Below are 17862 nucleotides of genomic sequence, written 5' to 3' on the forward strand. Positions count from 1 at the left end.
CGGGAGAGCAGGCAACACCTGGAATCAGGCGTTGGCTTCATCCCGCAGTTCGCGGCGCAGGATCTTGCCCACGTTGCTCTTGGGCAGTTCGTCGCGGAATTCAAAGTGCTTGGGCACCTTGTACGCGGTCAGGCGCTCGCGGCAGAATTCCTTGATCTCGTTGGCGGTAACACCTTCCTTGGTGGGCACCACGTAAACCTTCACGGCTTCGCCGCTCTTGGCATCCGGGATACCAACCGCAGCACACTCCACCACTTTCGGATGGCTGGTTACCACGTCTTCGATTTCGTTCGGGAACACGTTGAAGCCAGACACGATAATCATGTCTTTTTTACGGTCGACGATACGAATGTAGCCGTCTTCCTGGATCAGCGCGATGTCGCCGGTTTTCAGGTAACCGTCTTCAGTGAATGACTTCTGGGTGTCATCCGGGCGCTGCCAGTAACCACGCATTACCTGCGGGCCTTTCACGCACAGCTCACCGGGTTCGCCAACCGGGGTTTCATTGCCGTCGTCATCAATGGTCTTGATCACGGTAGACGGAATCGGCAGGCCGATGGTGCCAATCTGGATGGCGCTGCGGGGGTTGAAGGTAACCACCGGGGAGGTTTCGGTCATGCCGTAACCTTCGCTGATTTCACAACCGGTCACACGCTCCCACATCTTGGCGGTGTCGCTGGTCAGGGCCATACCACCGGAGGCGGTCAGCTTCAGGCCGGAGAAGTCCAGGTCCTGGAATTCTTCGTTGTTGCACAGGGCGACAAACAGGGTGTTCAGGCCGATAAAGGCGGAGAACTTCTGCTTCTGCAGCTCCTTCACAAAGCCCGGGATATCACGGGGGTTCGGGATCAGGATGTTGTGGGCGCCGGCTTCCAGCATGATGCCGCAGTTCAGGGTGAAGGAATAAATGTGGTACAGGGGCAGCGGTGCAATCACCACTTCCTTGCCTTCTTCAATCTGATCTTCCAGCATCGGGCGAACCTGCGTCAGGTTTGCCACCAGGTTGGCGTGGGTCAGCATGGCTCCCTTGGCTACGCCGGTTGTACCGCCGGTGTACTGCAGTACCGCCAGGTCATCCAGCTTTATGTCGACCGGGGTGAACTTCTCGCGAGCACCGGCGCTGAGTACGGCTGGCAGCTTGTGGGCACCGGGGATGTTGAACGGCGGTACCATTTTCTTCAGGTACTTAACCGCAGCGTTCATCAGGGTACGCTTGAGCGGTGAATGCATGTCGGCCACTTCGGTAATGATGACATGCTCGATACCGGTATGAGGCAGCACCTTCTCCGCGTTTTCCGCCATGTTAGCCAGTACCACCAAAGCCTTGGCGCCGGAGTCGTTGAACTGGTGCTCCATTTCACGGGTGGTATACAGCGGGTTGGTGTTCACCACGATCATGCCCGCACGCATGGCACCGAAAACCACAACCGGGTACTGGGAAACGTTGGGCATTTGTACCGCGATGCGGTCGCCGGGTTTCAGGTCGGTTTTGTTCTGAAGCCACGCAGCAAAGTTGCGGCTCTGGGTATCAAGATCCTTGTAGGTCAGCGTGGCGCCGACTGCGGAGAATGCCGGGCGGTCACCGTATTTCTTAACGGCCTGCTCCAAGACATCCACCATGTTCTTGTATTTCTTAAGGTCTACCTCCCGGGGAATGCCGGCGGGGTATTTGTCTTGATAGAACTGCTCGAAATCCATCACCATCTCCTGTCTGAACGGCGCGAATTGATTAAAAAATCAACCCTACAAAAGTATCAGCCTCAAAAAGTGGTGGAGAGAATAGCAGTTTTGTTAACGATGAGGTAGGTTTCAGGACAACGAAAGCACTCCCCTTGCCGGAAACACCAATCACCGGAGCCTGTGATGAGCGACACCCTCGATACCCTGGAAAATATCACCTACAGCGAGCTGAACGAAGGCGATTCTGCCACCTTCACCCGAACCCTGACCGAAGACGAGCTGGTGCTGTTTGCGGCCGTGTCCGGTGATGTTAACCCGGTGCACCTGGACTCCGAATTTGCCGCTGAATCCATGTTCAAGGAACGCATTGCCCATGGCATGTGGAGTGGCTCCCTGATTTCTGCCGCACTGGCGACCGTGATGCCGGGCCCGGGCACGATCTACCTGGAGCAAAGCCTGGCATTCAAGCGGCCGGTGAAGCTGGACGATACCCTGACCGTCACCCTCACGGTGCTGGCCAAGGAACCGAAGAACCGGGTGGTGTTCGGTTGCGATGTGCGCAACCAGAACGACCAGCAAGTGGTCAGCGGCGAAGCCAAGGTGATCGCCCCTACCGAGAAAATCTCCCTGCAGAAACCCCACCTGCCGAAGATTACCATCGAAGGCTGAACCGGCGCTGATCAGCCCGGAAGGAATTCAATCGGGAATTGAACCTTCCGGGTTTCTACCTGCGCCGACCCGAAGTTGAACATCCGCACCCGCATGGCGATGCGCTGCTCAAGGCCCGGGTTACCAAGTTCTGAGCCCACCACCTGACAGGCCGAGACACTGCCGTCCGGCTCGATAACCAGTTCCAGGGTAACCTTACCTTCCAGGGTCGGATCCTGCCGCAGCTCCCGCTGGTACAGCGAATACAGCACACTCTTCTGGGCATCGAATACCTGCCGGATATTGCTCATGGCGCGCTGGCCAACCGAAGGCCTGGCAGCAGGTTTCGCCCGGGCCACCTGCACCTCTTCTTTCGGTGCCTGCACCTGACTCACCTGGTGTTCGGCAACCGCTACCTCCCTGACTGGCGCGTCACTGTCCTGCACGCCACCACTGCCGGCTAACGCTTGCTCCCGGTTCACCTCGGGTTCCGCCACATCAGATTCATCACCCGTGATATTGGCCTGCCGTGCCACCGGTACCGGCGTTTGTTCTGCCCGGGTTAAGGCGGCCAGCCGGTCTTTCATGGCAAAAAGGCCGGAGCGGGAGGCGGTTTCCCTCGCTTGCTCGGTAGTCTGGGCAGGCTTATCCGCGATGGTTGCCACCGGTTTTGCAGGTTCCGGCTGGGGCTGCGGAGCCGGTTCCGGCGGCGTCACTTCCTCGGCTTTTGCGACCGGTTCGGGCTCTGGCTCTGGCTCTGGCTCAGGTTCGGGTTCAGGTTTGACCGGCTCAGGCGGTTCTACCGGCGCCGGGGTTTCGACCAGCCGGGCCAGTCTGGGCGGCACCTTTTCGGCCTCGGACCGCTCCGGCTCGGGCACGGTCAGCCCCGGAATGATCACCGCAGGCACCAGGAATGCCGCCAGCATCACGATCACAATTACGCCAAAGCGAATGCTTTCGGCCCGGTCACGGCTCCAGGGTAAACGGGTGCTTCCGACCTGCTGACGCTCAGCCATTGCGAACCTCCGCTTCCACGGCCAGCCGCACCTGGCGGAACTGCTCGTCTACGCAGGTTTTCATAATCTTTCGTAACAGGCGATAGTCGGTCTCCCGGCCTGCCATAATGGTGACTTCCAGGCCCTGTTCCGGTATCTCCGCCCAGCGATTTCGGCGATAGGCCAGCTCTTCCGACAAGCCGGCCACGTGCAGGTCATCGGCACCGATGCTATCCACCCGGGCGACTTCCCGGCCCTGCACCAGAATGGACTGGCCGCTGACTTGAATGGTCAGGTTCTCAACGGCATCCTTCTCCGAGGTGGAAACCGGTAAAGGCACATCGGCGGTGTTCTGCATCACTTTTACATCAGAGGAATTCACCATCAGGAAGAACACCAGGATGGTGAAGATATCCATCAACGACACCAGGTTCAGGCCTCCGGCCCGGTGCATCCTGCGGTAATGACGCTGGCGCAGCCTTGCTCTGCGGGAAGTTTTCATGCGCCCTCCCCGTTTGCCGCATCAGCCCGGGCGGCCAGTGTCCGGCCCTCTTCAGTATCCATCAGGGAAACATCCGGAAACAGCTCCGCTTCCACCACGCTGGCGGCCACCACCGCCGAATAGGAACGCACCGTATCCATGACGGTCACCAGGGTCTGGTAATCCACCTCCGGCCCCACTTCCAGGATCACATCGGTTTTATCCGGCACCCGGGACTTGATCTGCTGCAGCACCGTGCGCAAGCCCTCGTAGTCCTGATTCTGCTCTTTCGCCGGCAGCACCTCGATCAGCCCGCGGTCGCTGTCGGCTACCTCCAGCCCTTCTGGAATCACGGTAACCACCAGGCGAAACTGGTCTGCCGGTGGAGCCTCCCCCGCTTCCATGCCCGGAAAGTTGAGCTCGATCATGCGGATCTGGGTGAACACCATGCCCAGCAGCAATACCGGAACCAACACGATCATCAGGTTCAGAAACGCGGTAATGTCCAGGTCCGCCGAGGCCTCAAGCCTGCGATGTCGACGTCTCATATCGCCATACTCCTGTTTGTCCTGGCTTTATGATGCGGGCTCACGCAGCGACCGGTGCATCCGGGTCGGACACAATGTTCAGCAGTTTCACGCCGGCCATTTCGAAGCTGTCGACAATTTCATTGGTGCGGGTTTGCAGCAAGGCGTGGAACAGCAGCAGCGGAATGGCAGAGATCAGGCCAAAGGCGGTGGTGTTCATGGCTACTGAAATACTTTCCGACAACAAGGTGGCTTTCTGGGCCGGATCCGCCGCGGCAACCGCGGTAAAAGCGGCGATCAGGCCGATGATGGTGCCAAGCAGGCCAAGCAGCGTGGCGACATTGGCCAGGGTTGCCAGGTACTGGGTGCGCTTTTCCAGCCTTGGCAAGACCTCCATCAAGCCTTCTTCCATGGCGTATTCGATGTCTTCACGGCGGCTGTTGGACAGCAGGCGGGAAATCCCGGCCCCCATCACGGCCGCAATGGCGCTGTCGGAGGTAGACGCAGCTTTCATGGCCCGCTTGAAATCCCGCTTTTGCAGGGCCGGCAGAATACCCCGCTCAAACGCGAGTCGGTTTCTGCGCCGCACTGCTCCCAGGTAGATGAAGCGTTCCAGTGTTATGGCCAGGCCAAGCGCCAGAACCAGCGCGATGGGGTACATGAATGGGCCGCCTTCCTGAAAGAATCGGATGATGGTGTCGAGCATGGTGCGTTTCTCCGTTTACTGCTGTGTCACGGTTGGGTCTGGCCGGGTGCTGCGGTTAAGGGCTGCAGCACCAGCGGGTTCAGGGTCTGCCGGAACTGGCGATGACTTTCCAGCGTCCGGGTTGAAAGTGGTTGATCCAGTTCCGGCGCTTCCCGGTTCAGTTCGGCCCGGGGCCGGCGCGGCAGGCTGGGTGCCTGCCAGGGCAAAATGTAGAGCACACGGGGGTCGTCTTCGCCGCCACTGGCGGAAATTCCGGCCACCTCAAAGCCAGGCTGCTCCGGAGAGTCAGCCTGATTTGTGTCGGCACTTTGAGCCAACGCAGTAGAGGCAGAAACCAGTATCAGGGCGGTTGCGACAGCACGAACTACTGCGCTCATTGCAACCCACTCTGAAGGTCGGCCATCCAGCCGGTAACGGCCTTGTCCTCCTCTGCGGCCAACTCGGTATAGCGCTGGTAATGATTAAGCGCAGCGGAAAGATCGAGCAGGTAAAGTTCTGAAATAACGGCCAGGTTGTAATGGAGATCAGCCACATCCGGGCTGGCCTGGATGGCGGTTTTGAGCACGCCGGCGGCCTCTTTAAACCGGTTTTCCTGCTTCAGCAGCAGGGCCAGGTTGTTGGCCGCCGCGGCGTCGGTCGGGTCCAGCGCCACGGCTTTTTGCAGTGCTTCAATGGCAGCCGATGTCTGGCCTTGCTGGTGCGCGAGCATGCCCTGCCGGGACAGTTCCCGGGCCTGCTCCGGCGAACGTACAGGCTCCGGTTCCGCTTGTTTGGAGACAGGCGCATTAGCGGCACACCCCGCCAGCATAACCAGTCCGATCAGTGCACCGACCGTGCGGCAGCGAATACTGAACTCAGGCATCATCGTTACCCTCCATGTTCCAGTTCATCCATCGCAGTTCCCTCTGGTAACGGCCCGGATGCATACCTGCCAGCGCTTCCAGGCTGCGGGCGATCCACCGGTCATAGCCCTGCCCGGTAATGCGCTGATGGTTACGGGCATGCAGTTCCATGGCCCGTTCTTCCAGCGGGAAGGCTTCTTCCTCCAGCAGCATCTGGTATTGCATGGTTTCCATATCGTTCAGTTCGGCCGGCACCTCTGATGCCATCAGGTCACTGGCCAGGGTTCGGTAGAGCTCTGCCCGCCGGTAAAGGACTTCGGACTGCACGGCCTCACCGGCAAAGGACTCCGCCTGCAGCAGGTAGGTTTGCGCCTGCTCCATGGCTTGCTGTTTTCTGGCGAGTGTGGTTTCGAGGGGCGCAGTCAACGCAATGGCTGCGAAACGTTCAGCGGCATCGGAACCCAGCGCCAACGCAGCGTCTGCGGCCCATTGCAGGGTCTCTTCCGAGTGCCACTCACTGGCGTCTTCCCGGGCCAACAGGGTGTTCTGCTGATTGGAAACATCGACGCCAGACTCAATCAGGCGCTGACGCATACTCTGCTGCTGCAGGTGATCCCTCGCATCGGCGGGCTCAGGCGCAACGGCCAGCCACTGCTGGTAAAGATCGTTACGTTCCGGCTCAGCACCCGCCTCGTGGTACAGCGCTGCGGCACGCAATTTTATGGGCCAGGGCTCTGGCGCAGAACCGGCTGCGGCCATGAGTTCGCCCGCGGCTTTCACCGGCTGGCCGGATTGTTGATAGGCGTAGACCAGCTTTTCGCTGGTTTCAGCCGTAAGGGCATCTTCCGGGAAATCGAGGCGGAACCGGCGCAATTCATTAATGGCGGTTTGCCAGTCTGCAGCCTTCAGCAGGGTGTTGGCAGCGTCGAAGCGGGCCTTGATGGCGATTTCCGAGCCCGGGAGGATGGTTTCCACTCGCTGGAAATTGGCAACGGCCAGTGCCGTCTTGCCAGCGCCCGCTGCGGTTTCTGCTTGCCGGTATATTGCGGTGGCCAACTGGTTCTGGATTTTTTGCTCATCATCCCGGGACTCGGCCACCTCCGGAGTTGCCTGCACCAGTTGCAGCGCCTGGCGCCAGGCTGCCTCCGCCTGCGGATAGTCGCCATCACCCTGCCGTACCCGGGCCGTAACCAGCCAGGCGGCGTACTGTTCCCGAGGGCTGGCTTGTGGCCAGTCCAGCGTGGCGCGGGCATACCGAAGCGCCTGCTGGCCGTCGCCGGCTTCCAGCCAGCGATTGGCGAGATCGGCACGTAAAGCGGACAGCCTGGCATCCGGCCCGAAGGCATTGGTGTAGCGTTGTTCGGCGGAACTCAGGCTGGCCAGTGCCCCGGTAACAGGTTCGGAGCGGTTGCCCAGCCTGCCCCGCAGAATGCTGATCGCCGCCCAGGCAGATTCCGCAGAGCGGTCATGGGAATACGTGTAGGCCGCTTTCTCGAAATTGGCCAGGGCCTGGTCGAGGCGCCCCATCTGCAATCTTGCATCGCCCGCCAGGTGCAGGATTTCGCCGGTGTTATCGGCTCGCAACGCCAAGGATTCGTAATAATCAGCCGACTGGCTCCAGCGCTTGCCGGCGTAGTGATAGTCGGCCAGGAACCGGCTGTAATCCCGCCAATTTGCCTTCTGGTTGCCGTTCAGGGCGGTATAACGCGCATCCGAAGCGAAGCGCGCAACATAATCGGAACGTGCGACTCTGGCGGCCTCGACATCTCCGGCCATCTGCCAGAACTCAACGCTCTGAGCCAGCATATCCGATGCTGCGGCGTTGTCCGGATAGGCTGCCGCAAAGGCTTCATTCACCGCCACTGCCTGCTGGTAGCGGCCCTCATGCGCGTGCAGATCCGCCAGCCGGTCATAGAGAATCGGAACCCAGGGTGACGGATTGCGCCCGGCAAGCCAGCGGTCCAGTGATCGGGCGTTATCGGAGCGGGCCGCCATCACCGCCAGGATACGGAAGCTGTCTTCGATCATGTCCCGGCTCTCGGCCGGCGGTGACTTCAGCCGTTCGGGCTCCGGCAGGTGCTGATCCAGCAACGCCATGAACGATTCCACCGAGCGACCCCAGGCACCTGCCCCCTGCTTGAACTGGCTCCAGCCCATCATGTAGCGAGCTTTTGAGGCGATATCCTGTTTACCAACACCATCAAGCAGTTGGCGATACCCCGCTTCGGCCTCCCGGTAACGACCGGCGGAAAAGTCGGCTTCAGCAACCCGGAACCGGGCTTCCGGCACCAGCGGGGATTTCGGGTACAGGCCAATCAGCTGCTCAAGCCGGTCGATGGACTGCTGGTGCTGGCCGGTCAGCGCGTGGGCTTTCGCCATCTGGTACAGCAGTTCATCCAGCCGGCCGGAGAAAGACCCCCTGGCCAGGATGTCTTCATAGCTCTCCAGCACTTCCTCGTAGATACCCGCCTCCTGTTCGGCGGAAAAACCTACCTCCTGGCCGGAGCGGTCACGGATGTTGTTCAGGCGGTTGAGGGCATCGATACGCACTTCCGGTTCGTCAGAACTCTCGAACAGCTTCTGGTAGCGGCGAGCAACTTCGGCAGGCGAAATGGCCGGTAATGGCCGGCTTTCGAATTTCAGGAACACCGGGCGCATATCACCCAGGGTTTCGCCGTCGCGACCAAGCTCCACCCGGAAGGATTCCTGGGCCAGTGCCGGTGCCGATACCAGCGCTGCCATCAGCAAGCAGGTACGTAACTTCAGCCGGGCGGTGCTTTTCATTGGGGCCATCGGGGTCATTGGGCGCCCTCCCCGCTGGCTTCATAAGCCAGTTTTTCCAGTGCCAGGTATTCGTACAGGTGCGCCACTTGTTGTTCGGTTCTGTCTATGGCGTGTTCCATGCGCCGGTCTTCGTTGGCCACAAAGCCCAGGGCCAGTTCGTCCAGTTGGCCGGACGCCTGCTGCCGGGTTTGCAAAACCTGCTGGCCAAGCGCCCGGCCAGTGGTAGCCAGTTCCCGGGCTGCTACCAACAGATCGCTCATGCCACCGTGGTGTTCGATGACCTGCGCAAATACTTCAAGGTTGTGCCGGTTCTCTTCAAGTATTGCCGACATCTCGTCCAGCCCGGCTACCCGGCGTACCGCGATCTGGGTGTCGGCTTTTTCCAGGAAACGAAGCAAATAGGCCATGCGTGGCTGGGTCAGGGTTCGGCTGTCCGAAAGGAACCACTCGGTCTGCGGGCCGCGGGCATCGGTTACCAGGGTTTTATAGGCGCCATCGCTTTTGATGCCATCTGCCAGCCTGGAAAGGGTTGTCCGCTCGCCTTCAAAGGCCACGTTGGCGGCCAGCCAGGACTCCCCGGCCTGGCCGGGATATCCCGCAATGTCGTAGCCCCGCCCCATACCAATCCAGGCTTCCGCCACACCGGGAAACGCCAGGGGGAACTTCTTGGCCCGGTGCCAGCTCTGCATGGCGCCCCGGTGGTTCTCCTTGCCGGAAAGAGCGAGGCCATGCAGGTAAAGCGCCCTCGGAGCGTGGTAACTGTCGAGCGAGACCTTTTCCAGAAACCCCAACGCCTTATCGTATTCCTCGTTATTCAGGGCCAGGTAACCGGCGCGCAGATGCAGCTGGTCGAGTAAATCACGGCTGCGTGCCGACTCGGTATCATGGGCCGCCATCGACATAGCCACCCGCAGGGCAACCAGCGCCCGGGACGGATCAAGGTCGGTCTCGGCAAAGTCCGCCGCCAGGTTCATGTAACCCACCGCCGCCAGGTAACCTTCCTTCATCCCGGCCAGAATCTGACCGGCCTTGTCGAGCCTGCCCTGCTGCCGGGCCTGCTCGGCATCCTGCAGCAATTCCTTTTGTCGATTGGGCCGGGCAATTGCAGCATTCCCGGCTTCAGAGGGCGTCGCCCCGGCCCAGGGCTGTTTGCCCAGGCTAAGCCGGGGCTCGTAATCCGGTCCGGTCGCGTCGATGCTCATCTGCAGCTGCATCGCACCCGACACTTTGCGGAACGGGTGTACCACCTCACGACGGACAAACCGCTTGTTCACTGCCCTGGCGTTGATAACGGCGGTCAGCTGATGATTGCCATCCGCCATATGGCCGCTAAACAGGGGGTAGCTCTGGCCGGCTTCAAGGGAATCCCTATCGGAAAGGGTAAAGAGGTGATTACCAACCGGCCGGCCATTCAGGAACAGTTCGACAGAATCCAGGTCCAGTGCTTCCGGATTGGCGAGGGAGAGGGAAACCGCAACGCGGGTATCGATGGTCTTGCGGAGCTTTTGCTCAAGGGTGTGCACGCTGGCAGCATGGCGTGAGACCTCAGCCTCCAGGCCACTGATGGCGTTGTCGATGGCCGCAGCACTGGCCTGGGCCATGGCTGCAATCATCAACATAACAGGAAGACCGGATATCCAAAGCCCCCTGCTCCGTGGGGGTATCCGGCACTGTTGTGATTTTTGTCTGCCGAACATGCTGATCCTGCTGTGTAACAATTCGAAAGGAAGAGTAACACCGGCTACAAACCAAGAACGGTATCCAATTCACCAAATGGCATTTTGGGTCAGACAACAAAAGTGTCGGTTTATTTGACAGATGACGGGGTCAGAGGGAGTAACCAGACAGCGATTTTCCGGTTAACTTATTGATCTTGCTTAAGAAGGGAAATGGTTGGCCCCTGACTTGCTTTAACGGAAGGGGCGGGAGCGCTGAATGGGCAACCCCCGCTTGAATATGCCGAGCTTTTGCCGATGCGTTAACCGCGCATCGGCTTTTTTTATTTGCTCAGCTGCTTCATGGCCGATTCCAGGCCTTCAATGGTAAGCGGATACATGTGGTCCTCCACCAGCTGCCGGGTAATCCCCAGCGACCCTCCGGTCCCCCAATAGCTCTCCGGCAACGGATTCAGCCAGACCACCTTGTTGAAGTGCTCGGTAATACGCTGCATCCAGGTGGCACCGGCTTCTTCGTTCCAGTGCTCGATGGAGCCGCCCGGGTGGGTAATCTCGTAGGGTGCCATGGTGGCATCGCCCACAAAAATCACTTTGTAGTCCGGCGTGTACTTGTGAAGGATGTCCCAGGTGCTGCTGGTTTCATTCATGCGGCGAATATTATTTTTCCACACACTCTCGTACACGAAGTTGTGAAAGTAGAAATACTCCATGTGCTTGAATTCCAGCCGCGCCGCCGAGAACAGCTCCTCGCAGACCCGGATGTGCGGGTCCATGGAACCACCCACATCGAAGAAAATCAGCACTTTAACGGCATTATGCCGCTCCGGAACCATCTTCAGGTCGAGGTAACCGGCGTTACGGGCGGTGGAGCGGATGGTGTCATCCATATCCAGCTGATCGGCCGCCCCCTGTCGAGCAAATTTACGCAACCGGCGCAGGGCCACCTTGATGTTGCGAATGCCCAGGGTGATGCTGTCGTCCAGGTCTTTGAATTCGCGTTTTTCCCAGACCTTAACCGCCCTGCCCTGACGACCGTCTTTCTGGCCGATGCGGAAACCTTCGGGGTTGTAGCCGTTGGCGCCGAATGGCGAGGTGCCGCCCGTACCAATCCACTTGTTGCCACCGGCATGGCGCTCTTTCTGCTCTTCCATGCGCTTCTTGAAGGTATCAATCAGCTCCTCAAGGCCACCCAGGGATTCGATTTTCGCCTTCTCTTCCTCGGACAAATGCTTCTCGAACTCGGCCCGCAGCCAGTCGTCCGGAATCAGTGCCTCGAGCAGGTCATCCAGGTTTTCGATGCCTTCGAAATACGCCTTGAACGCCCGGTCGAACTTGTCGAAATGGCGCTCGTCTTTCACCAGGCACACTCGCGCCAGGTAGTAGAACTCTTCCATATCGGCAAAGGCCAGGCGCTGCTGGAGCGCTTCCAGCAGGTCCAGGAATTCCCGCAGGCTGGCCGGAACCTTCGCCCGGCGCACTTCGAGAAAAAAGTCGATCAACATAAAGCGAAACTCTTGCCAGAGATCAGTTGCGGCGGCGCGCCATGAACGCCAGCTTCTGCAGCAGGTGCACGTCTTGCTCGTTCTTTACCAGTGCGCCATACAGCGGCGGCAGTGCCGAGCTGCTGTCTTTTTCCTGCAGCGCCTTGGCAGACAATTCATCGGCCATCAGCAGCTTCAGCCAGTCGATTAGCTCGGAGGTGGACGGCTTTTTCTTCAGCCCGGGCACCTTGCGTACATCAAAGAACACTTCCAGAGCATCGCGTACGACTTGCTGCTGCAGCCCGGGGAAATGCACGTCCACGATGTCTTTCATGGTGTCGTGGTCCGGGAAGCTGATGTAGTGGAAGAAGCAGCGGCGCAGGAAGGCATCCGGCAGCTCTTTTTCGTTGTTACTGGTGATAACCACAATGGGGCGCTTCTTCGCTTTCACAAACTCCTGGGTTTCGTAGACGAAGAACTCCATCCGGTCGAGTTCCAGCAGCAGGTCGTTCGGGAATTCGATGTCGGCCTTGTCGATTTCGTCGATCAGCAGCACCACCTGCTCGTCGGCCTCAAAGGCTTCCCACAGCTTGCCTTTGACGATGTAGTTACGAATGTCTTTGACCTTCTCATCGCCCAGCTGGGAATCCCGCAGGCGTGAGACCGCGTCGTACTCGTACAGGCCCTGCTGGGCCTTGGTGGTGGACTTGATGTGCCAGGGAATCAGGCGCATGCCCAGGGCCGCCGCCATTTCTTCCGCCAGCAGGGTTTTGCCGGTGCCGGGCTCGCCTTTGATCAGCAACGGGCGCTGAAGCGCGATCGCTGCGTTAACAGCCATCTGCAGGTCATCGGTGGCTACGTATTTTTCGGTACCGGTAAACTTCATGGGTCTGTGTCCTGTTTGGTTTCTTTGAAAATTATTTGCGTACCAGGCGGTAGCGAACGAGATCCAGTATCCACACCAGCAGCATCACCAGCGATGCCACGGTGAAGTTGAATATGGCGGAACCAGCCGCGCTGATGTCGCCAAGGATCAGCTCGTAGCCGGCGAACAACCAGGCCGGGATATACCAGCCTGCCACTTCCGGTGATTCCACCGGGGTCAGCAGCAACACAACCAGTGCTGCCAGCAGCAAGGTGCGCAGCCCGTAAAGTGGCAGCAGGCGGAACAGCGCTTTCATCATGTAGAAAAACACGACAAACGCAACGGCGTAGGCCGCCCAGAAAATCCCGTATGCCAGTGAGGCGTCAGTATCGATCATTACAAAATCCAGTGAATGATATGTTCTTCCCAGTCTTGTTCGGCAACGTCGCCTTCAGAGACCACCTTGCCCCGTACTGAAACACCGGCCCTGTGCACGGAATCCGGATCGCCGCTTCGCAGGGGGTGCCAGTCCGCCAGCGGCCGGCCTTCTGCCAGGGTGCGATAAGCGCAGGTTTGCGGCATCCAGTGGTACTCGTTCACCGTGTCCGGTGTCAGCACCGTGCACGCCGGTACCTTTTTCAGGCGCTCGCTGTAAACCGTGCAGCGGCAGGTTTCCAGGTCCATATACCGGCACGCGAGGTCGGTATGGTACACCTCGCCGGTGTCTTCATCTTCCAGCTTCTGCAGGCAGCACAGGCCGCAGCCATCGCACAGGGATTCCCATTCGGCAGACGTCATTTCATCCAGGCGCTTGCGCTGCCAGAAGGGAATCTCGGCAATCATTTTTGACGCTGCTCGATCTTGCGCTTGAAATCGACGATATAGGTTTCCTGCTCTTCCGGCATCTGGAGGAAGAAGGATTTATCGTGGATAGCATCAAGGACTTCTTTCCCGGTCGTGCGGGCAAGTTTCTTGTCCGGTGTCAGCAGCAGGTCCATCGAATGGACCGGTTTGCCGAAGATGCTCCGCAATGCTTCCGGCAGATCGTCCCAAACCTGGCCGCGGCGTACGTAGATATAGGTGTCCATCTTCTTGCTGCTGCGAAACACCGAAACGAATTCACGGTCTGTCATGGTCTGAGAAGTTCCTCGATGTCTGTTTCTACCGGCTTCAGCAGTTCGCCTCGCCAGCCTTGAAAAAAATCGTTTCCGGCCAGGGTGCCGTCTTGCAACACCTTCTCGATACGCTTTCTGGGAGCCAGAAGTTCTATTGGAATATCAAGATCTTCCGCCACTTTATTAAAGCAACGCTTTACCTTTTTATAGACAGCTTGCTGGTCCCGGCTCAGGGGCCGGGGGATTGGCTCGAGGTTGGCATTATCGGCTTCCCGACCTTCGCGGACAAGTTCCAGCAGGTGCTCGCCATAGCGTTTTACGATACCGCCGGGAACGCCCTGGATGTCGTTCAGCGTTCTCAGTGAACCCGGCAGGCGTTCGGCGATGGCAATCAGCAGGCCATCGTTCAGCACTCGGTTTCGGGGGCGGTCGACCTTCTGGCATTCCCGCTCCCGCCAGGCCACCAGCAACCGCAAAACGGCCTGCTGCTCCCGGGTGAGAGTCCAGCCACCGCGCAGTTTCAGGTAGTGCTGCTCCGGGTCTTCCTGGCCTGCGGCTTCATCAGCAAAGCGCTGGGATTCCTCGGCCAGGGCCTGCTCCAGGTTCCGCTGCTGCAGCTTTTCAATCACCCAGTTGTACAGGGGCTCCAGAAAGCGGATGTCGTCTATGGCGTACCGCTGTTGCTCCTGCGACAGCGGGCGGGACACCCAGTCTGAGCGGGTAACGGATTTGTCGAGGGCTTCTCCGAACAGGGTTTCCACCAGCTTGGCGTAACCGAGCGAGAACCCCGCACCGGCCATGGCGGCGCCAATCTGCAGGTCCAGCAGGCCGGCCGGTGCCACGTTCAGCCAGTGCCGGAACAGTTCCAGGTCTTCGCTCATGGCATAAAGCAGCTTCAGCCGGGCCGGATCGGCCAGCATTTCCCGGAAGCGCACAGAGGCTTCGGCTACGTCCGGGTCAATCAGCCAGTACTCCCCTTGCCCGCCCAATTGCACCAGGCCGGGGATGGGGTAAAAGGTGGAGACCCGTTCAAATTCAGTATCCAGCGCCACCGGCGCGCCGGGCGCCAGCTGGTCCAGCCACTGATCAAGCTCCGCCGGGCTGCCAAGCCAGCGGACAGTCTCGGGGGCCGGGGGAACCGGTGCGGCCAATGGGCTATCTGTCATAGGAAAACCTGGAGTTATTCGGAAAGGGGTTTACGGCCCCGGAAGGCGTGTGTGAGGGTAAAACCGTCGACGTAACCCAGCTCGCCACCCACCGGAATACCGTGGGCCAGCCGGGTAATGAGGATATTCTGGCCATCCAGTCGGTCGGCAATATAATGGGCTGTAGCTTCACCTTCCACCGTGGGGTTGGTGGCCAGGATCAGCTCGGTAACGCCTTCTTCGCGCACCCGCCGGAGCAAACGCTCAATGCCGATTTCTTCCGGGCCGACGCCATCGATGGGCGACAAGTGCCCCATCAACACAAAGTAGCTGCCCCGGTAGTCACCGGCCTGCTCGATAGCCAGCAGATCTGACGGGCTCTCCACCACACACAGGGTACCGGTGCGGCGTTCGGGCTTTTCGCAGATCTGGCAGATGTCGGTATCGGAAAAGTTCTGGCAGCTGTCGCAGCGGCGCACACCGTCCATAGCCTGGCTCAGGGCGCCGGCCAGCCGGGTGCCGCCGGAACGGCCCCGTTCCAGCAGGTGAAAGGCCATGCGCTGGGCCGTTTTCTGGCCTACTCCGGGTAAACACCGGAGTGATTCCACCAATTCATCAACCAGGGGGCTGAATGCCATGAATACTCCTCAATTCCGATGGCAGGCTGGCGTCAGAACGGCATCTTGAAGCCGGGCGGCATACCCATGCCAGACATCATGCCGGACATTTTATCCTTCTGGTTGGCCTCTACCCGGCGAACGGCATCGTTCACTGCGGCTGCCAGCAGGTCTTCCAGGATTTCCTTGTCTTCCGACAGCAAGGAAGGATCGATCTCTACCTTTTTTACATCATGTCGACCGTTCATGGTGACTTTCACCAGCCCGGCGCCGGATTCTCCGGTCACTTCCGCCTTGGCGATTTCTTCCTGGGCCTTCTGCATCTGCTCCTGCATCTGCTGGGCCTTTTTCATCAGGTCGCCCATATTGTTCATCATCTGCTTATCTCCTGCCTGTCTCTGCGGGGCGGATGGATTCTTCCACCACCCGCCCTTCAAATCGTTCAACAATGCTCTGCACCACCGGGTCTTGCCGGATGGATGCTTCTGCGGCTTTCTGCCGGGCTATCCGCTGGCGCTCTTCAAACGCCGCCGGCGTATGGGGCCCAGGGTTGCCCTGCTCTATCTTTAACTGTGTGGCGTCACCAAAGTAGGATCTCAAGGCTGCCACAATTTTTTCTTCATGCCGGGCATTCAGCAGCCGGGCATGGCCTTCGTCCAGGGTAAGCACGACGGTTTGCCCTTCCATGGCCATGGCGCTGTAGCTGGCCAGGTTGCCAGGCATACCGGTGATGTCCAGCTGCCGGTAGTCACGCTCCCAGACAAAACCGTCCGCATTAACGGGCTCGGCCGGTGCCACGGGCTCGGGCTCCGGGTCTGGCGCAGGGTCAGCCTCAGTGGGTTCGACCGGCTGCGGGTTTCGGGGTTCCGGGTTGCTGACCAGCTCCTGCACTGCCGCAGGCTCCGGAGCTGTTTCACCATAGTACGAGGGCTCCGGCTCATCCTCCCAGGGCGGGGTATCCATAACCGGTGGTTCCGGCATAGCTTCTGCCGCAGGCTCCGGAGCGGGCGCAGGTGCCGGCTCCGGTTGCGGTGATGGCGCTACAGGCGGCTGCTCAGGTTGCGGATGTTCCGCAACCGGGGGCGAGACGGGGCCAGGGTCGGGCTCCGGTTCGGCGCGGCCGGTGTTTTCCGTGTTACCGGAAGTCACTGCTGGCGGCTCACGACGGTCAGCCCCTGGCCGGAACGCGAGCATGCGCAGCATGGTCATTTCAAAACCCATGCGGGCGTCTGGCGTTACCGCGAGGTCTTTGCGGCCGATCAGGGCAGTCTGGTAAAACAACTGGGCATCTTCGGCACTCAGTTGCCTCGCCAAGGTCTGCACCTGGGCGGCATCACCCAGCGAGTTATCGGCACTGCCCGGCACCACCTGTTCCATAGTCACGCGATGGAACAGGGAAAGCAGGTCTGCCAGGATGACCCCGTAATCCGGCGCAAATTCGGAAATCCGGCTGATTTCCGCCAGCAACCCGGGGCCGTCCCGCTCTACCAGGGTACTGACGATACGCTCGATGTCCCGCTGGTCGATGGTGCCCAGCATATTACTGACATCGCTCGCGCTGAGGTTCTCGTTGCCAAAGGCGATGGCCTGGTCGGTCAGGCTCAGGGCATCCCGCATACTGCCGTCGGCTGCCCGGGCCAGCAGCCAGAGCGCAGGCTCTTCAAAGGGGATGGTTTCTTCTGTCAGAACATGCTTCAGGTGGCCGACAATGTGTTCCGGTGTCATCCGTTTGAGGTTGAACTGCAAACAGCGGGATAACACGGTAACCGGCAGTTTCTGCGGATCCGTGGTGGCCAGCAGGAACTTCACGTGCTCCGGCGGCTCTTCCAGGGTTTTCAGAAACGCGTTGAAGGACTGGTTGGTGAGCATGTGCACCTCGTCGATGAGGTACACCTTGAAGCGGCCACGACTGGGCGCGTACTGAACGTTGTCAGTCAGTTCGCGCATGTCATCCACGCCCGTGCGCGATGCGGCGTCGATTTCAATAAGGTCGACAAACCGGCCTTCCAGGATTTCCTTGCAGCTGTCACATTCGCCGCAAGGGTTCGGGGTAATGCCGGTTTCACAGTTAAGGCACCGGGCCAGCAGGCGGCCAATGGTGGTTTTACCCACCCCCCGGGTACCGGTAAACAGATAGGCGTGGTGCAGGCGCTGGTGTTCCAGTGCGTGAACAAGTGCCTGCAGCACGTGTTCCTGCCCAACCATGTCTTCAAACGTGCGGGGGCGCCATTTCCGGGCTAAAACCTGATAGCTCATGTTCCGTCAACTGCTGTGAAAAATGCGCTTAACTCTAGCATGGA

The 17862-nt window shown here is 59.7% G+C and carries 19 protein-coding genes; 1 reads left to right on the top strand and 18 read right to left on the bottom strand.

What is annotated here, in order from left to right:
* Positions 1-24: 24 nt before the first annotated feature.
* Positions 25-1698: a long-chain fatty acid--CoA ligase gene (locus Q668_RS07695; protein ID WP_022989027.1), complete on the bottom strand. Its 1674-nt coding sequence runs from the start codon at positions 1696-1698 to the stop codon at positions 25-27.
* Positions 1699-1863: 165 nt separating this feature from the next.
* On the opposite strand from Q668_RS07695, the gene Q668_RS07700 reads away from it, so the two are divergent.
* On the top strand, positions 1864-2349 hold the full coding sequence (locus Q668_RS07700) for a MaoC/PaaZ C-terminal domain-containing protein (RefSeq protein WP_022989028.1): 486 nt from the start codon (positions 1864-1866) through the stop codon (positions 2347-2349).
* A gap of 11 nt (positions 2350-2360) precedes the next feature.
* Here the strand turns inward: Q668_RS07700 and Q668_RS07705 are convergent, their stop codons facing one another.
* The 17 genes from Q668_RS07705 to dnaX all read right to left on the bottom strand — a co-directional run bounded on the left by Q668_RS07705 (position 2361) and on the right by dnaX (position 17818).
* Entirely contained in the window at positions 2361-3344 is a 984-nt protein-coding gene (locus Q668_RS07705; RefSeq protein ID WP_022989029.1) for an AgmX/PglI C-terminal domain-containing protein, read from the bottom strand.
* Entirely contained in the window at positions 3337-3825 is a 489-nt protein-coding gene (locus Q668_RS07710; RefSeq protein WP_036219463.1) for an ExbD/TolR family protein, read from the bottom strand. The genes Q668_RS07705 and Q668_RS07710 overlap by 8 nt, the downstream gene beginning before the upstream one ends.
* Entirely contained in the window at positions 3822-4352 is a 531-nt protein-coding gene (locus Q668_RS07715) for an ExbD/TolR family protein (RefSeq protein ID WP_022989031.1), read from the bottom strand. Before Q668_RS07715 ends, Q668_RS07710 begins: the two co-directional genes overlap by 4 nt.
* Before the next feature lie 40 nt (positions 4353-4392).
* Positions 4393-5037, bottom strand: a complete 645-nt coding sequence (locus Q668_RS07720) for a MotA/TolQ/ExbB proton channel family protein (protein WP_022989032.1) — start codon at positions 5035-5037, stop codon at positions 4393-4395.
* A 26-nt stretch (positions 5038-5063) separates the two neighbouring features.
* Positions 5064-5414 carry a hypothetical protein gene (locus Q668_RS07725; RefSeq protein WP_022989033.1) on the bottom strand — a complete coding sequence of 117 codons (351 nt, stop codon included), beginning with the start codon at positions 5412-5414 and terminating at the stop codon, positions 5064-5066.
* Positions 5411-5902 carry a tetratricopeptide repeat protein gene (locus Q668_RS07730; protein WP_022989034.1) on the bottom strand — a complete coding sequence of 164 codons (492 nt, stop codon included), beginning with the start codon at positions 5900-5902 and terminating at the stop codon, positions 5411-5413. The genes Q668_RS07725 and Q668_RS07730 overlap by 4 nt, the downstream gene beginning before the upstream one ends.
* Positions 5892-8681 (bottom strand): tetratricopeptide repeat protein, encoded by a 2790-nt coding sequence (locus Q668_RS07735; RefSeq protein WP_227498318.1) that lies wholly within the window; start codon positions 8679-8681, stop codon positions 5892-5894. The genes Q668_RS07730 and Q668_RS07735 overlap by 11 nt, the downstream gene beginning before the upstream one ends.
* Positions 8678-10282, bottom strand: coding sequence for a hypothetical protein (locus tag Q668_RS17290; protein ID WP_022989036.1), 1605 nt, complete (start codon positions 10280-10282; stop codon positions 8678-8680). Before Q668_RS17290 ends, Q668_RS07735 begins: the two co-directional genes overlap by 4 nt.
* A gap of 380 nt (positions 10283-10662) precedes the next feature.
* Positions 10663-11841, bottom strand: a complete 1179-nt coding sequence (locus Q668_RS07750; RefSeq protein ID WP_022989037.1) for a vWA domain-containing protein — start codon at positions 11839-11841, stop codon at positions 10663-10665.
* Between the two features lie 22 nt (positions 11842-11863).
* Positions 11864-12706: an AAA family ATPase gene (locus Q668_RS07755; RefSeq protein WP_022989038.1), complete on the bottom strand. Its 843-nt coding sequence runs from the start codon at positions 12704-12706 to the stop codon at positions 11864-11866.
* 31 nt (positions 12707-12737) lie between these two features.
* Positions 12738-13082, bottom strand: a complete 345-nt coding sequence (locus Q668_RS07760; protein ID WP_022989039.1) for a hypothetical protein — start codon at positions 13080-13082, stop codon at positions 12738-12740.
* The gene (locus tag Q668_RS07765; protein WP_022989040.1) at positions 13082-13528 is read right to left on the bottom strand and encodes a YcgN family cysteine cluster protein; all 447 of its coding nucleotides are present in this window, start codon (positions 13526-13528) and stop codon (positions 13082-13084) included. Before Q668_RS07765 ends, Q668_RS07760 begins: the two co-directional genes overlap by 1 nt.
* Entirely contained in the window at positions 13525-13818 is a 294-nt protein-coding gene (locus Q668_RS07770; protein WP_022989041.1) for a YcgL domain-containing protein, read from the bottom strand. Before Q668_RS07770 ends, Q668_RS07765 begins: the two co-directional genes overlap by 4 nt.
* Positions 13815-14966: a ribonuclease D gene (locus tag Q668_RS07775; RefSeq protein WP_036219465.1), complete on the bottom strand. Its 1152-nt coding sequence runs from the start codon at positions 14964-14966 to the stop codon at positions 13815-13817. The genes Q668_RS07770 and Q668_RS07775 overlap by 4 nt, the downstream gene beginning before the upstream one ends.
* A 14-nt stretch (positions 14967-14980) precedes the next feature.
* Positions 14981-15583, bottom strand: coding sequence for a recombination mediator RecR (gene recR / locus Q668_RS07780; protein ID WP_022989043.1), 603 nt, complete (start codon positions 15581-15583; stop codon positions 14981-14983).
* A 32-nt stretch (positions 15584-15615) separates the two neighbouring features.
* Entirely contained in the window at positions 15616-15939 is a 324-nt protein-coding gene (locus Q668_RS07785) for a YbaB/EbfC family nucleoid-associated protein (RefSeq protein WP_022989044.1), read from the bottom strand.
* A 4-nt stretch (positions 15940-15943) separates the two neighbouring features.
* Positions 15944-17818 carry a DNA polymerase III subunit gamma/tau gene (dnaX, locus tag Q668_RS07790; RefSeq protein WP_022989045.1) on the bottom strand — a complete coding sequence of 625 codons (1875 nt, stop codon included), beginning with the start codon at positions 17816-17818 and terminating at the stop codon, positions 15944-15946.
* Positions 17819-17862 lie beyond the last annotated feature (44 nt).

This window comes from Marinobacter sp. ES-1 (genome assembly GCF_000475255.1).
In the GTDB taxonomy this organism is placed as follows: Bacteria; Pseudomonadota; Gammaproteobacteria; order Pseudomonadales; family Oleiphilaceae; genus Marinobacter; species Marinobacter vinifirmus.